The sequence below is a fragment of the Pseudomonas sp. MF7453 genome, assembly GCF_016405455.1.
GTDB classification, from domain to species: Bacteria; Pseudomonadota; Gammaproteobacteria; order Pseudomonadales; family Pseudomonadaceae; genus Aquipseudomonas; species Aquipseudomonas paralactis.
In genome coordinates this window covers 82184-98440 of record NZ_JAEKCN010000006.1, presented here as the reverse complement: position 1 = coordinate 98440, position 16257 = coordinate 82184, and the positions used below count along the sequence as shown (strand labels likewise).

Here is a 16257-nt window from a genome sequence, read left to right as displayed (position 1 = left end):
ATACCTACTGTTCAAGCTCACCGATCCCTTTGGCCCGCCGCCGGATCAATCCTGACTGTCGGTATTGCCGACGTCGGCCGCTTCATCCAGATCGTTGAGCGGCACTTGCGCATCATCCATCAGCGAACCCGGATCTTCATTGCCGGGGTCGTTGAGTTCTTCGTCGAGTTCTTTTGACATGACCGTCTCCGTTAACCGCCCTGGGTATCGATATCGGCATCGGTTTCAGGCTTGTGCTCGCGCTCAGGCTTGAAGTCTGGACTGTAGTCGTTTTCCTTGGCCTTGAGGTCGCTGGCAGGCGTCGGGTCCTTGGGCGCATCGGCAGCGGTGCCCGGAGCGGGCTCGCCACCATCGATGGCAGGGTCATTGCGGTTGCTGGTTTGGGGATCGTTGGATGTAGACATGGCATACCTCTTCACAGACCGGTGATAAATCTTTACCGCGTAAAGCTAAGGCGCCACGTGCCCCAGTGAAGTTCCGTCCGATTGCTCAGCGCAGTGGGTTGTCCACCTGGATATAAAACGCATAGATGCCCAGCACCAGCCAGAACACCATGAACAACCACGGTGCACGCATGGAAAACAGCAACGACTTGCGATAGCCCTTGTGGCTGGACTCCATTTCGGAAAACAGCGGCGATTCATCGTAGGCCATGCCCATCACCGGCTCGCTGCGCAGCAACTCGCTTTGCTTGTAGTGCCAGTGATCAATGATCTGGTAGGCCGCGCGTATGCCCGGCCAGGCATTGAGCGAGCTGAGGATACCCAGCGCGGCGAGGATCACCGGCACCACCAGGGTGAACAGCTTGCCCCATTCGGGGTTGAGGTTGCCCATGCCGGACACGAAGGCGATCACCAGGAACGATTGCGCAGTGAGGTAGGCGTCGGTGCGGTTGGCCAGGATGCTGGTTTCGTACTGGATCTCGCGCCGGTAGAAGTCGAGGCGGTCCTTGGGCGAACCGAAAATCTTGGCGTTGTGTTCGCTGTGATCATTCAGAGCCGCTTCCGGAGTGTGGGGGGAGATGATTCTGGACACGACGGTGCTCCACAAGGTGACGAAACTTCTTAGAAGAATCGGGGTTCGGTGAAGTTCAAGTGGGTTGCCGCACCAGTTTGGGGCGACCGCCGCCCTCTGTCGGAGCGAGCTTGCTCGCGAAAAACGTCAACGAGGACGCGGGTTTCCTGAATAAACGCGGTGCTGGTGGGTTTTTCGCGAGCAAGCTCGCTCCGACAGGAAGTTTACCGGTGATTAACCGCATTCCGGCACAGGCATTGCTTTATCCATTCACCACCCGGAAAACAGGAGCATGCGTTACCCCCCGACCCAGAGCCGACTCCATAAGAAAGTAAGGACCAGGCCTGTTGGCACCTTCAGCCACGGGCTCATAAAAACATGCGTTTTTTTAAGCGGCAGTGCCACCCAAAGCCACACTGGGCACTGACAAGGTACTGGAATGGCTCGAACTTTCTTCGATGAAATGAATGACGCAAACGGCGTATGCCGTGCGCACTATCAGGATTTTTCCCGCTGGCTGGCCAATACGCCGCCGGAACTGCTGGCCCAGCGTCGTCGTGAAGCCGACTTGCTGTTCCATCGCGCCGGGATCACGTTCACCCTGTATGGCGACGAGCAAGACACCGAACGCCTGATTCCCTTCGACATCATCCCCCGCAGCATCCCTGCCAGTGAGTGGAGCCTGATCGAGCGCGGCTGCATCCAGCGGGTCAACGCACTGAACATGTTCCTCGCCGACATCTACCACGATCAGCGCATCATCAAGGCCGGGATCATTCCGGCAGAACAGGTGCTCGGCAACGAGGGCTATCAGAAGGCGATGGTCGGCCTGGACCTGCACCGCGATATTTACTCGCACATCTCCGGTGTCGACCTGGTGCGCGACGGCGACGGCACCTATTACGTGCTGGAAGACAACCTGCGCACCCCCAGTGGCGTGAGCTACATGCTTGAAGACCGCAAGATGATGATGCGCCTGTTTCCGGAAGTGTTCGCCAGGCAGCGCATTGCGCCAGTGGACCACTACCCCAACCTGCTGCTTAAAACCTTGAAAAGCGCCAGCCGCCTCGACAACCCCAATGTGGTGGTATTGACCCCTGGGCGCTTCAACAGCGCTTTTTTCGAACATGCGTTCCTGGCCCGGGAAATGGGCGTCGAACTGGTCGAAGGCGCCGATCTGTTTGTGCACGACCTCAAGGTATTCATGCGCACCACCGATGGCCCCAAGGCCGTGGACGTGATCTACCGGCGCATCGACGACGCCTTCCTTGACCCCGAGGCGTTCAACCCTGAGTCAATGCTCGGCGTACCCGGCCTGGTGGCGGCCTACTGCGCGGGTAATGTGGTGCTCGCAAACGCCATCGGCACCGGGGTGGCTGACGACAAGTCAATCTACCCTTACGTGCCGGCGATGATTCGCTTCTACCTGGACGAAGAACCGGTGCTGCAAAACGTGCCGACCTTCCAGTGCCGCAAACCCGCTGAACTGTCCCATGTATTGGCCAACCTGGAGCAACTGGTGGTCAAGGAAACCCAGGGGTCCGGCGGCTACGGCATGTTGGTCGGCCCCGCCTCCAGCGCCGCCGAAATCGAAGACTTCCGCCAACGCATCAAGGCGCGCCCCCACGCGTATATCGCCCAACCGACCCTGAGCCTGTCCACCTGCCCGACCTTTGTCGAAAACGGCATTGCGCCCCGGCATATCGACCTGCGCCCCTTCGTGCTCTCGGGCAAGGAAACCCGTCTGGTGCCGGGCGGCTTGACCCGCGTGGCGCTCAAGGAAGGTTCACTGGTCGTTAACTCGTCGCAAGGCGGCGGAACCAAGGACACCTGGGTGGTGGAGGGCTGAATATGTTGAGTAGAACCGCTGCCGATCTGTACTGGATGTCACGCTACCTGGAGCGCGCCGAGAACCTGGCGCGCATGTTGGAAGTCAGTTATTCACTGTCATTGATGCCTCAAGCCGGGCGCAGCGATGGCCTGGATGAACTGGCGATGTCGTTGCTCAGCAGCGGCACCCTGGACAGCTACCTGGAGCGTCACCAGACCCTGGATGCCGAGCGCATGTTGCACTTCTTCGCCCTCGACGAAGAAAACCCGGCCAGCATCTACAACTGCCTGCGCGCCGCTCGTGGCAATGCCCATGCCGTGCGCGGGCGTATCACCGCCGACATGTGGGAAAACCTCAACGCCACCTGGCTGGAAATGCGCAGTATCGCCGCCGGCGGCCTGGCGCGGCATGGCATCAGCCACTTCTGCGACTGGGTCAAACAACGCTCGCACCTGTTTCGCGGCGCGACCTCGGGCACCATCATGCGCAATGACGCCTACCGGTTTATTCGCCTGGGCACCTTTGTTGAACGCGCCGACAACACCTTGCGCCTGCTGGATGCACGCTATGAGATGTTTGGTGAAGAATCCGAAGAAGTCAGCGACTTGTCGGCTCGCGGGTATTACCAGTGGAGCGCCCTGTTGCGTGCGCTGTCCTCGTTCGAAGCGTATACCGAGTTATACCCCAACGCCCTGAACGCACGCTCGGTCTCGGAGCTACTGCTGTTACGCAGCGACGTTCCGCGCTCGCTGCACGCGTGCATCGAGGAATTGAGCCATATTCTCGCCGACTTACCCGGCAGTTACGGGCGCACGGCGCAGCGCCTGGCAGCCGAGTTCGAGGCGCGACTGCGATACACCGGGATCGATGAGATTCTGGAAGCCGGGCTGCACGCCCGGTTGACGGACTTTATCGACACCGTGCGCGAGTTGGCCCGGGCGATACACAGCTCTTACCTGGAAGTGGTCTAGCACAAAACTGTAGGAGCGAGCTTGCTCGCGAAAAACTCACCGGCGCCGCGTTTAATCAGAAAGCCCGCGTTATCGTTGACGTTTTTCGCGAGCAAGCTCGCTCCTACAGGGCATCAATCGCCCACCAACGCGGCAACAACTGCCGCACCCGCGCCTCGCCAAAGCGGTCATCGATCAACATCACCACGCCACGGTCCTGCTGGCTGCGGATCACCCTCCCCGCCGCTTGCACCACCTTTTGAATGCCGGGATAAAGGTAGGTGTAGTCATAGCCGGCGCCGAAGATCGCGCCCATGCGGGCCTTCATTTGTTCATTCACAGGGTTGAGTTGCGCCAAGCCCAGGGTGGCAATAAAAGCCCCAATCAAACGCGCCCCCGGCAGGTCGATCCCTTCGCCAAATGCGCCGCCCAATACCGCAAAGCCGATGCCTTGGCTGTGCTGGGTAAACTGGTCCAGAAAAGCCTGGCGCTCGACCTCAGCCATGCCGCGTGACTGCAACCACAGTGCAATCTGCGGGTGCCGCTCGGCCAGTAACTGCGCCACTTGTTGCAGGTAATCGAAACTGGAGAAAAACGCCAGATAATTGCCCGGCTGCTCGGCGAATTGCCGGGCGATCAACTCCACAATAGGTTCCAGCGACGCCTGGCGGTGCACAAACCGTGTGGAGATGCGCTCAACGATACTGACCTGCAATTGCTCGGCCTTGAACGGCGACTCCACATCGACCCAGGCGGTATCCGCCGGCAACCCGAGCAAGTCGGCGTAATAATGGCGTGGGCTCAGGGTCGCGGAAAACAGCACGCTGCTGCGAGCTGCCGTCAATCGGGGCCGGATGAATTCGGCCGGCACCACATTACGCAGGCACAGGGTCGAGCTGCTGCGCTTGCCACTGAACGGGCGTTTGCTGATATCGAAAATGAAGTGCTCGTTAAACAGCTCCGCCACCCTGGAAAATTGCAGCGCCTCAAAGTAGAAGGCTTGCAGGTCGCCAGTGAGGGACTCGGGGTGATCGTTGAAGTAGTCGCCCATGGCGCTGGTGCACAGGCTCAGGGCCTGTAACAGCTTGTCGGGCCGGGTGGCATAAGCCTGATACGGCGCAACTTGTTCCTTGTGCAACGCGTTCCACTCGCGGTTCAGGCGCTGCAAGGTTTTTTTCAGCGGCTCGGGTGCGGTGTCGCGCAAGGTCTTGAGGCTGTATTGGTCGAGGCTGGCGCTGTACATCGAACGGGCGCGCTCCACCAGGTTATGGGCCTCGTCCACCAACGCCGCAACGCGCCATTGGTTCAACTGCGCCAGGCCGAATAACAGGGCGCCGAAGTCAAAAAAATAGTTGTAGTCGGCGATCACAAGGTCGGCCCAGCGTGCCATTTCCTGGCTCAGGTAATACGGGCAGACGTCATGGGCCAGCGCCACGCTGCGCAGGCTGCGTTGATCGAGCAGGCGAACCCTGGACGCGGCCTGGCGGGCGGCGGGCAAACGGTCGTAAAACCCCTTGGCCAGTGGGCAGGAATCGCCATGGCAGGCTTTATCCAGGTGTTCACACGCCTTGTCCCTCGCCACCAGCTCAAGCACACGCAGCGCCAGATCAGGACTGCTGTCGTACAACACCTGGGCGGCATCCAGGGCGAGTTTGCGCCCCGGGGTTTTGGCGGTGAGAAAGAACAGCTTGTCCAGTTGTTGCGGCGCCAGGGCCTTGAGCATTGGGAAGATCGTGCCGACGGTCTTGCCGATGCCGGTGGGCGCCTGGGCCATCAGACAACGGCCGGTGCTGACCGCCTTGTACACCGACTCGGCCAACGTACGCTGCCCGGCACGAAAATCGGCATGGGGAAATGCCAGGGTCTGCGCGGCCTTGTTGCGCTGATCGCGGTGCTGCATTTCCAGTTGGGCCCAATCGAGGAACAGCGCGCATTGCTGATTGAAGAAGCATTCGAGCTGCGCCGCGTCGAAACGTTGGCTCAACAGCGTCTCGCCCTCGCCGACAATATCGAAATACACCAGCGCCAGGTCGATCTCCTCAAGGCCGAGCTTCTGGCACATCAACCAGCCATACACCTTGACCTGAGCCCAGTGCAGTTGCCGATGGTTGGCGGGCTGGGCAGCGAGGTCGCCGCGGTAGGTTTTGACTTCTTCAAGGCGGTTGGCGTCGGGATCGTAGCCGTCCGCCCTGCCCCGCACGTTGAGCTGCCGGTATTGCCCCTCAAGCGCGACTTCATTCTGGTAGTGCGCACTGCGCCGGGACGCCACCGTACGGTGGCCGACGATGCCTTCCTGGGCGCTGGGCGACGGGGTAAAGCGCAGGTCGAGGTCGCCGACCTTGGCCGTGAACTCACACAACGCCCGCACGGCCACGCTGTAACTCAAGCGGGTTGCTCCGCCCAGCGCACGTAGCAGACGGTGACCGGCATCTGGTACTCGCCGCAAAATTGCAGCCAGCGCAGTTGGTTGTCTTGCAGGCGATCGCCCGGGCCCTTGACCTCGATCATGCGGTAGGTCTTTTGTGCAGGCCAGAACTGGATCAGGTCCGGCATCCCGGTGCGATTGGCGCGGATATCCAGCAGCAGTCGTGTAAACCAGTGACGCAAGTGCTCGGCGGGCAGGCAAGCCAGGGCTTGCTCCAACAATTCTTCGCTGAGCAGGTTCCAGAACACGAACGGCGATTGGATGCCCCATTTTTCCACGTAGCGCTGGCGGATGGTGGCCTTGTAGCGCTCATCCTCCAATTGCTCGAAACAGGCGGCAAACAACGCCTCGCGGCGTTGATGGAAGTCTTCGCTGTGCAGGTCTGCCGGCCCACGCTGGAACGGGTGGAAAAACGCACCCGGCAGCGGCGCGAAAATCGCCTCCCAGCACAACAGGCCGAACAGCGAATTGATCAACCCATTCTCGACGTAATGCACCGGTGCCTCGGGCTCGCTCAGGTGCGCCTGCACGCAGTATTCCACTGACATCAGCGGCGCTTGGGCAAGTTCCAGATCAAGGCGTGCAACAGCTTGCGGCTTGGCCTTGGGCAACGCCGGTGCGCCGAGTTTGCGGCGCAGGCGCGGCACTACACGCAGCAAGTGCTGCTGTTCAGCAGCGCTTTGCGGCGCCTGTTGGGCCGCGGTGGCCAGGGCCAGCGCTCGGGCGTAATCTTCCTGGCGCTCAAGGACGCGGATCAACCGCGCACGCGCACCGGGATAGGCGCAGGCCAGGTAGATCTGCTCGGCCAGCACAAGCTCGGCGCAGCGTTCGCAATACTGACCGATCTGGAACAACAGCTTGGCGCGGCGTTTTTCCAGCCAGGGGTTGTCGGTGCACAGGCCCGCGATCTGCACCAGCAGCGTGTCCAATGCTTCTCCCGCTTCAAACGCTTGCTGGCACTGGTGCAAGTACAAGAACCCGCATACGTCGTCACGCGTGCGTAGACCACGGGACTCGGCGCAAATCTCGACTTTTTCATAGGTGTAGATACCCAGGTCTGCCAGCACAAACTCGGACCAGTCCTGGTGCAGGTTGCCGAAGAACATCAAGCGCAGGCGATCACACAACTCCATGACCGTAAGGCTATAAAGCACATCGTCCACGCCCGGGCACCACTGGGCAAAACTGCGCGGTTCGCTGAACTGCGCCGCCAATGGTTCGAGCCAGGCGGCCTTGTTGCCCTTGGGCTGATCGATCCAGGGGCTGAACGCGCCGAGGATTTCGCCCTTTTGCAGCAAGGCGAACAGGGTGGCAAACGGCAGCGGGCTTTGGTCATCCACCCATCCCAGTTCCCGCAATGGCCTGGCTGCTGCGTGGGGGCAGCCGATTTCCACATAATTAAGCTTGGCACCGCGAAAATGCACGCCCTTGCGCATCACCATGCGCACCAATAACGCCTGGGACGCCTGGGGCAACCTGTCAAATTGCTGAATGAAATGCTGTTCGTGCGCATCGAGCAGATCGGCATAGCGTTGCCCCAGCCAAGCCAGGACCTGGCGGAAGTTATGCAGGTAATACAAGGGGTCTTCGAGGGGGTTGGCCATGGCGCAAGGGAATCAAATACTGGTTATGCATACAGAGTGCCGTTGCAAAGCCGTTGTTGCAATCGGTAATAGATAAATGGCGCCTGCAACTTTTTGCAAAAAAACGATCAGATGAGGGGGTTGATCGCGTAACATTTATAGCCCCCAGCCACACGCTGCGGGACTTTTCAGGGTTAAAGGTAAGGGTTATGAACATGAAGAATTTGGGTCTTCCGCTGGTTGCACTCACTTTTCTGGTATTGGCCGGTTGCTCCACGCAAACGGTAGTGACATTGCAAAATGGCACGCAATATTTGACCAAGGACACGCCCAACGCCAAGACGGCTGATGGTTTCTATGAGTTCACCGACATCGCCGGCAAGCGCATTCGCATCAAGGCTGATGATGTGGCCACGGTGCGCAAGGAAAACTAATCTTTGACTCACCATTGAGCAATTGTGGGAGAGGGCAAGCTCTCTCCCACCATTGTGATTTAGCTGATCACTATCCCCTCCCCCGACAAACTGCTCACACCCACCAGCGTCACCGAATCAGCGCCAAAGCTGATCACCGTATCCCCACCCACCACCTTGGCATGATCGCGATAATCGGTACTGCCCTGCACATCGTTGAATACCAGTTTGTCTGTCGCCTGATAGCCAATCACTCGATCATTACCAAACTGCCCGCTGAACAAAAACGTGTTATGCCCGCTGCTGTCGCGAATCGTGTCATTGCCTTTGCCGCCTTCGATAAAGTCCGCGCCCCTGCCGCCCTTGATCAGGTCATTGCCGTCGCTGCCGATGATGAAAGTGTTGCCCTTGTGCGCCTCGGCATTGCGGTTCAGGTCCTGCACCCAGGTGTTGGCTCGTGCCGGGTCGGAGAGGTTGGCGACAATCACCGTGGAGTCACGGGTCATCTGCTCGTAGAAGCCCGAGTCGAGGATGCGCGTCATGCCATCGCCATAACCGGTGGGCAAGTGCGAGACCCAGGTCGGCAGGTTGAGGATGGAGAACGGCAGCACGTTCCACAGGGCTGAGGCGTAGTGGTCGTTGAAGCTGACGATGTTATCGGTACTCGACTCGTGGGGCTTGTCGTGCACGCCCAGGGACGACAGGTTGAATGACGAGCCATCCAGGGCACGGAACACCGGGTCGTTTTCATAGCCAACGTTGAGCACCTTATCGCCGGCGCTTTGGGTAGGCGATGCGTAGGCCACGTAATTGGAGTCCTTATAAAACCCCGACCAGGTGCTGTCGCTCAAATCGGCCATGCTGTTGACCGCCAGGCCACCCAGACTGTGACCACTGACCACGACGTCATTGCCGCTCAGGCCCTGGGCGCCGGCGTAGTCCGCCACGTTCTTGAGCAAGCCGCCAAAGGCTTCCCCTGCGTAGTTCTTGGCATAATCCTTGGGCCCGAAGGCGGCGAGCAGGTCGCTGATGACATCGCCGATGGAATCGGTGATCAGGCTTTCCCGAGGCCCCGAAGTCCCGCGAAAACTGATGCCGATTTCCAGCAGTTTGCCTGCGTCATCGTATTTGCCAAGCACCTCGGCCTGCGCCGTGCCGTAGCCGAATTTTTCGCCAAAGAAGGTGCCGCGCGCATCGACCTTGCCGCTGTAGCCCAGGGTACTGGCGCTGATAGGCGTCCAGCCGGCTGCTTGCACTGCCTCAAGGGCGGCCTTTTCCGAATCGGGGTTCCAGGGGATGCCGGGGATGACCCCTTGGGCATTGCTGCCGCCAATCAGCGCGCTGACCAGGGTGGCGGGCAAGCCCAGGCCGAGACCGTTGTTCTGGTAGCCCACGGCAAAGCCGTTATCCGGGTTGTGGTAGGAATACATCGTGATCGCCATCGCATCGGCGAACAGCGTCTTGGAGCCCTCAGTACCGAGGTTTTTATAGTCAAAGATACCCATTGGTAGTGCCTCTCTGTTGTTGGATTTGTAGAGAAAGCCAAAACACCTGTTATCCGTTACCTACTGTAGGAGCGAGCTTGCTCGCGAAGATCGTCAACGATGACGCGTTCTACTTGAAGGAACGCGGCGCACTTGAGTTTTTCGCGAGCAAGCTCGCTCCTACGGTGGTTTTTGAAGCTTTAGAACGCCCAGTCCAGGCTCAAACCGACGCCATGCACCTTCTCTTTGCTGGCCAGCAGGCCGTTGTAATCGAAGTTCACCCGCGCATCCTTGCTTAACGCCAGGCTGACCCGAGCCCCAACCAGTGCGGCATCGCGCACCATCGGCGCACTTTCCACCGTGAACGACGGGCCACCCGAGGCAAACGCCAAGTGCTGTTCCGAATCGGTGCTGCTCAGGTTGTGCTGCCAGCCCAGGGTGCCGGAGACCTCCAGTTGCTGGTGATCGTTGACGTTGAAGGTTTTCAAGGCGCGCACACCCAGGGTGCTCAACACCAGGTCACGGCTGTCGTCGCCACTTTTCAGCGCAGCGGCATCGCCCTTCTCTTTGAAGCTGTCAGTGCCCAGGTGTACGTAGGCCAGGTTGGCGAACGGCTCCAGAGCCAGCGGCTGCAGGTTGATGCGATACGCCGCTTCGGTGAACACCTGGGTGCTGTGCGCATCGACCTTGGCCTTTTGCTTGCCGGCGACGTCGCCGTATTGCAGGTCGCGCTTCACATCGGCGCGGTGCCAGCTGTAGGTCGCGCCGCCGCTCAAACGCCAGGCGCCGATTTCATGCCCGGCATAGGCGCCAAAGTGGTAGCTGTCGACCGAGGCGCGGCTATGGGTGTCGCTGCCCATGTTCAGCGAGGTATCGCTGTAGCCGGCCACCAAGCCGATGCGCGTTGCGTCGTCGAGAGCACCGTCCACCCCGGCAAGCATCCCGCCGATGGAGGTGTTATAGCCTGCGGTGTCACTGCGGCTGTCGGTCTTGCCCCAGGCGCCCAGGGCCTTGACCCATACGTTGCCACGGCTGTCGATGGCCTGGCTGGTTGCGCCCATCTCGCCATTGCGCAGGCGCTCGCCCACCGCTTCGCGTACGTAACGGCTGTCATTGACCAGCGCAGTTTGCAGCGCCGGATAGACTTCACCGCTCAGTTGCTGGAACGCACCCTGGGCCGAAGCGGCCGTCGGGGCCAACAGCAAGCTTTCATACACACCATTGCCCGCGCCCAATTGCTCGGCAGCTGCGGCCACCGCGCGTTGGTTCGGTGTGGCCGCCACACTGGCGAAGCTGTTGGTGCGCGTCACGTCCAACTGCACACCGCCTGCCGCGTAGTTCAAGGTGCCGCCGACAAACAGATAGTCAGGCAGTACTGCATCAAAACTGCCGGTGATACCGCCTGCCGCTTGCAGGATGTTGTATTGGCGGCCAATCAGACTTTGGGCCTGAGTTGCGCTCAACAGTGTCGGGCTGTTTTCCAGGGCGAGGGTCACGGTGCCGCCATTGAGCGTAGCGGTACCCCCAGCGACGATACGGTCGCTGCTGGTCGGCGACAATTCCACGGCGTAGGTTGAGCCTGGGTTAAAGGTGACATCGCCCGCCACGTTCAGGGTGCCGATGGAATTGCCCGGCGCCACCGCGCCGCCGCTATTGGCCGTCAGCGAGCCGATACGCCCCGAGCCACCAATGACGCCGGTCTGGCTGACGATGACATCGGAGGTGACCGAACCGTTGACCGCCAGCAAGCCCTGATTGACCAGGGTCGGGCCGCTGTAGGTGTTGGCGCCTGCCAGCACCAGGGTACCGATGCCCTGCTTGGTCAGGCCGCCATGGCCGGAGATGTTATTGCTCCACACGTCCAGCCCGCAGTGCACGTCGTTGCAAATGCGCTGGGTCGGTTTGCCCGCATCCACCACCGCGCCAACGCCGGGCAGGTCTGCGACGAACTGGCCGCTGCCATAAGCGCGCTCAATGCGGAACTCGGCAGGAATGTCCTCGGCGGTGATAAACATGCCCGGACCGTTGACCGCCTTGCCCAGGTTGATCATGCCCCAGCCATACAGCGAGTCGATGCCCGGCGCGCCGAGGTCGGTGGCGGTGGTTTTGAGCAGTGTGGAGATCTGGTCGCCGCTCATGTACTGGAAACGCTCCATCAGCACCGCTGCTGCGCCAGCCACATGGGGGGCGGCCATGGAGGTGCCGTTTTTGTTGGCCCAGTCGGTGGTCAGGTTGCTGAGGTCGGTGCCGTTGATGATCGAACTGTAGATCTTGGTGCCGGGTGCCGACACGCAAAAACTCGCCGCATAGCCGCAGCGTGAAGAGAAGGTGCTGATCACATACGGATTGGCGGGATCCGGGTTCTGCTGCAAGGCTGCCACCGACAGCCAGTTCGGCGCGATCTCTGGCACAAAATACGCAAGGCCGGAAATCGCGTCCGGGTTGTTGCGGTTGTAGTCATTGCCTGCGGCAAAAATGGTCAGTACACCGCTGCGAGCCGCATCGATAGCGCCTTGATAAGCGCCCCCTGCGACGGTGCCGAGGATCGGCCGAATGGTGTTGAACTGCGCCTGAGCTTCATTGACGGTGAAATTGGGAAACGCCGGATCGCGTCCGCCCTTGGCGTACTGGTCACCGATGCCGATACCCCAACTGTTGTTGATGATGCGTGCGCCACTGGCGACCAGCCCGTCCCAACCGGCCTTGTACACGGCGCCATCGTTGCCGAGGATGATCCCGTCTTCCGGGCCCGGGTCACCGTTTTCGGCGGTGAGGATCTGCGCATTGAACGCCACGCCATGCATCGGCCCGCCATCGCGGTTACCCGCAGCAATGCCGCCAACGTGGGTACCATGGTTACCCAGCTTGCCATTGGAGTCCTTGGATGGCGTGCCGTCGTAGCGGAACGCATCGCCGGCTTTCACTGGAATATACGGGTCGGTGTATTGACGGATGCCTTCAGTAACAATCGTCACCACCTTGTTGGGACTGGCGAACTCCGGATGCTGGGCATACACCGGCTGGTCGAATATCCCCAGCTTGACGCCCTTGCCGGTATAACCCGCGGCATAGGCGGTATCGGCTTGCACAGCGCCCAGGCCCCAGTCGGCCTTGAACTCATTGCTGCGCCAACTGGCGGCGTCGCCCAGTTTGCCGGTTTCCACATAGGGTGCAGCCTGGGCGGTCCCCAGGCTTGCCAGGCAACACAGCAACGCGCCGTATGGCACGCAGCTCAGCGCCTTGAGCGGATAGCCCGGGCCTGTGTGGATGGCGGTAGTTAACCCTGACTTGCGTTTTTTCACGGTGACCTTCCTTAGTTTTTTTATTGCTGGTAGGTGAATCGCTTTCCCTGTGGGATGACTGTAGGAGCGAGCTTGCTCGCGAAAAACCCATAGGCGACGCGTTTATTCAGGAAACACGCGTAATCGTTGACGTTTTTCGCGAGCAAGCTCGCTCCTACAGGCTTAGGACTTGCCTCTCCCACATTTTTGTTCAGAACTGCCAGTTCAAGCTCAAACCCACACCCTGGGTTTTTGCGCGGCCACCCAGCTGGCCGTTGTAATCCAGGTTGACCCGCGTCGAGGCATTCAGCGCCAGGCTGGCTTGCAGCCCCACCAAAGCGGCGTCACGCTGCAACGGCGCACTGCGCACGGCAAATGAAGGCCCGCCTGCGACAAACGCCAAGTGTTCTTCGGACTCCACGGCGGTGAGGCTGTGTTGCCAGCCCAACGAACCGGACAACTCCAACTGCTGGTGATCATTGAGGGCCAGGGTTTTCATCCCCCGTACGCCCAGGGTACTGAGCACCGCATCGCGCCGGTCGCTGCCGCGCTCCAGGGCGGCGGCGTCGCCTTTTTCGTGGAATGACTCACTGTCCAGGTGCACGTAGGCGAGGTTGGCGAACGGCTCCAGTGCCAGAGGTTGCAGGTGAATGCGGTACGCGGCTTCGGTGAACAGCTGCGCGGTCGTCGCATCCAGCTTGGTTTTTTGCTTGGCGCCGACGTCACCCAGTTGCAGGTCACGCTTCACATCGCCGCGATGCCAGCTGTAGGCCCCGCCGACGCTCAGACGCCAGTCGCCCAGCTCACGCCCGGCATACGCGCCGAAGTGGTAGCTGTCGATGGACGCCGATGAGTGCGTCCCGCTGCCCATATTCACAGAGCTGTCGCTGTAACCGGCGACCACACCCACACGGGTCTGCTCATCCAGCGCGCCATCGACACCCGCCAGCAGGCCGCCGATGGAGGTGGTAGAACCGGCCGTTTCGCTACGGCTGTCGCTCTTGCCCCAGGCGCCGAGTGCCTTGAACCACAGGTTGCTTTCGCCGCTCACCGGTACGTGGCGCAGGCGCTCGCCCACGGCGTTGCGCAGTTGCAAGGTGTCGTTGATCAGCATCGCGCCGACGGCGGGGTAAATTTCACCGGACAGTTGCTGCAAACCCTGCTGAGCCGTGGCGACCGACTGCGACTGCAACAGGCTTTCGTACACCGGGTTACCGGCGCCCAATTGCTCGGCAGCGGCCGCTACGTTGCGCTGGTTGCGGGTGGCGGCGACGCTGGCGAAGCTCGCATCGTTGCGTCCCACGTTCAGTTGCACAGCGTTGGCGGCGTAGTCGAGGGTGCCGCCGAGGAACAGGTAGTTGGGCAGCACTTGCCCGAACTGGCCCTGGATACCGCCCGCTGCCTCGAGAATCGAGTATTGGCGACCGATCAGGCTTTGCACCTGGCTTTGACTGAGTAAGGTTGGGCTGTTTTCCAGCGCCAGGGTGACGGTGCCGCCGCCCAACACGGCCTTGCCGCCCGCGACAATGCGGTCGCTGCTGGTGGGCGTCAGCTCCACGGCATAGGTGGAACCGGCGCCGAGGTTCACATCTCCCGCTACCTGCAAGGTGCCCACGGAATTGCCTGGCGCCACGCGACCGCCGCTGTTGACCGACAACGCGGCGATACGCCCGGAGCCGCCGAGGGTGCCGCTGTCATTCACCGTCACCGCCGAGATCAGCGAGCCGTTCACTGCCAACAGGCCGCCATTGACGAGGGTGGCGCCCCGATAGGTGCTGTCACCACTGAGTACCAGGCTGCCGGCGCCCGACTTGATCAGGCTGCCTTCGTACACACGGTTGGCGGCGGCCTGGTCGCGGGCGCTGCCGATGGCGTAATCGGTCTGGTCCTGCTGGCTGGCATTGGCGCCAACGCCGTTTTGCCAGCCTTTGTCGATCAGGGTTTGTTGCCAGGCGCTGTGTTCGGCACGGTCTTCGGCCTGGCGTGCAAGCAACGCCTGGTCGGAGATGCCGTTGCTCCACACATCGCCCTGCCCGGCTGCCAGGTTCACATCCATGGCCCCGAGCAATTGCCCCGGCCCGTGCATCGCCCGGCCCAGGTCCGGTACACCCCAGCCGACGATCGCGTTGGGCACCTGGGTGATTGAGCCGTCGAGTTGCGTGGCGGTGGTCAACAGCACCTGCAACGCTTGCTCGTTGGTCATGTAGGGATAGCGTTCCATCACCAACGCCAATGCGCCGGTGGCATGGGGCGCCGACATCGAGGTGCCGGATTTGACGCCATAGCCGCCGTCGGGAATGGTGCTGTTGATCAGCGCGCCCGGGGTAGAAATACACCAGTACTTGGCGATGCCGCATTTGTTGTATTTCTGGTTATTGGCTTTATCCAGCCCGGACACGGCGAGCCAGTGGCCTTCCAGTTCCGGCTGGAAATACGGCAAGGCCGAACGCACGCTGGCATTGGCATAGCCGCTGTTGCCGGCGCTGAACACATTGATCACGCCGGCCTTGGCCACATCCGCCGCAGCGTCCAGCCAGGTGCCCCGGTTGTAATGTTGGGCGTACGCCGCGTGCATGTTGTCCAGGGTCTGGTAGCTGACGTCCTTGGGCTGGCTGCCCCAGCTATTGTTGATGGCGCGCACACCGGAATCCACCATCGCGGTGTACACCGTCTTGAAGTACTTGGGGTCTGGCGTAGGGCCGAACAGGAAGCTGTCGTTGGCGTTGGTGTTGCCCACATAGACTTGCGCGTTGTACGCCACGCCGTGCATACCCACGCCGTCGCGGGCGGCGCCCATGGTGCCGGTGACGTGGGTGCCGTGGGAGTCGTTGTTGGGGTTGAGCGCGCCGGTGGTGCTGAAGGCGCTGCCATCGACATAGGTGCCAGTGGCGGTGACCGGGTGGAAACGGTCTTTGGAAGCTTCCGGGTGATTGGGGTCGAACCCCGAGTCCAGCGCACCGATTTTCACGCCTTGGCCGCTGATCCCGGCGGCGTAGGCTTCATCGGCCTTCATGCGGCCCAGGCCCCAGTCGCTCTGGTACTCGGCGGAGCGCCAACTGGCGGGGTTACCCGGTTGGCCGGTCTCGGCGTATTGCGCCTGTGCCGCAACGGACAGCAAGAGCAAGGAACCTGCGGTGAAGGGTTTGAAACGTGGTGAATCGGTGATCATCTACACACTCCTGTTTATTGTTATTCCCCCTGTAGGAGCGAGCTTGCTCGCGAAGAACTCACTGGCACCGCGTATAGCCAGGATGTCCACGTCATCGTTGACGTTTT

11 protein-coding genes are annotated in these 16257 nt (G+C 61.0%); 3 read left to right on the top strand and 8 right to left on the bottom strand.

Going from position 1 to position 16257, the window contains the following annotated elements:
• Nucleotides 1-45: 45 nt before the first annotated feature.
• The 3 genes from JFT63_RS29890 to JFT63_RS11325 form a co-directional block, all read right to left on the bottom strand.
• On the bottom strand, nt 46-180 hold the full coding sequence (locus JFT63_RS29890) for a hypothetical protein (RefSeq protein WP_005788437.1): 135 nt from the start codon (nt 178-180) through the stop codon (nt 46-48).
• 11 nt (nt 181-191) lie between these two features.
• A complete protein-coding gene (locus JFT63_RS11330; protein ID WP_198843961.1) occupies nt 192-404 on the bottom strand; it encodes a hypothetical protein in 213 nt (70 codons plus the stop codon).
• 85 nt (nt 405-489) lie between these two features.
• Nucleotides 490-1035, bottom strand: a complete 546-nt coding sequence (locus JFT63_RS11325; RefSeq protein WP_057703011.1) for a hypothetical protein — start codon at nt 1033-1035, stop codon at nt 490-492.
• Between the two features lie 418 nt (nt 1036-1453).
• On the opposite strand from JFT63_RS11325, the gene JFT63_RS11320 reads away from it, so the two are divergent.
• Complete coding sequence (locus JFT63_RS11320) at nt 1454-2863, top strand: circularly permuted type 2 ATP-grasp protein (protein WP_057703010.1); 1410 nt, start codon at nt 1454-1456, stop codon at nt 2861-2863.
• Between the two features lie 2 nt (nt 2864-2865).
• Nucleotides 2866-3816, top strand: a complete 951-nt coding sequence (locus tag JFT63_RS11315; protein ID WP_057703009.1) for an alpha-E domain-containing protein — start codon at nt 2866-2868, stop codon at nt 3814-3816.
• A gap of 103 nt (nt 3817-3919) precedes the next feature.
• On the opposite strand, the gene JFT63_RS11310 is transcribed toward JFT63_RS11315, so the two are convergent.
• Complete coding sequence (locus JFT63_RS11310; protein ID WP_198843960.1) at nt 3920-6181, bottom strand: ATP-dependent DNA helicase; 2262 nt, start codon at nt 6179-6181, stop codon at nt 3920-3922.
• The gene (locus JFT63_RS11305; RefSeq protein ID WP_198843959.1) at nt 6178-7824 is read right to left on the bottom strand and encodes a VRR-NUC domain-containing protein; all 1647 of its coding nucleotides are present in this window, start codon (nt 7822-7824) and stop codon (nt 6178-6180) included. The genes JFT63_RS11310 and JFT63_RS11305 overlap by 4 nt, the downstream gene beginning before the upstream one ends.
• Before the next feature lie 188 nt (nt 7825-8012).
• On the opposite strand from JFT63_RS11305, the gene JFT63_RS11300 reads away from it, so the two are divergent.
• On the top strand, nt 8013-8237 hold the full coding sequence (locus tag JFT63_RS11300) for a YgdI/YgdR family lipoprotein (protein ID WP_005788446.1): 225 nt from the start codon (nt 8013-8015) through the stop codon (nt 8235-8237).
• 59 nt (nt 8238-8296) lie between these two features.
• Here the strand turns inward: JFT63_RS11300 and JFT63_RS11295 are convergent, their stop codons facing one another.
• The 3 genes from JFT63_RS11295 to eprS form a co-directional block, all read right to left on the bottom strand.
• Nucleotides 8297-9721: a polyurethane esterase gene (locus tag JFT63_RS11295; RefSeq protein ID WP_198843958.1), complete on the bottom strand. Its 1425-nt coding sequence runs from the start codon at nt 9719-9721 to the stop codon at nt 8297-8299.
• Between the two features lie 179 nt (nt 9722-9900).
• Entirely contained in the window at nt 9901-13002 is a 3102-nt protein-coding gene (locus JFT63_RS11290; protein WP_198843957.1) for an autotransporter domain-containing protein, read from the bottom strand.
• A 190-nt stretch (nt 13003-13192) separates the two neighbouring features.
• On the bottom strand, nt 13193-16150 hold the full coding sequence (gene eprS, locus JFT63_RS11285) for an autotransporter serine peptidase EprS (protein WP_198843956.1): 2958 nt from the start codon (nt 16148-16150) through the stop codon (nt 13193-13195).
• Between the last annotated feature and the right edge of the window lie 107 nt (nt 16151-16257).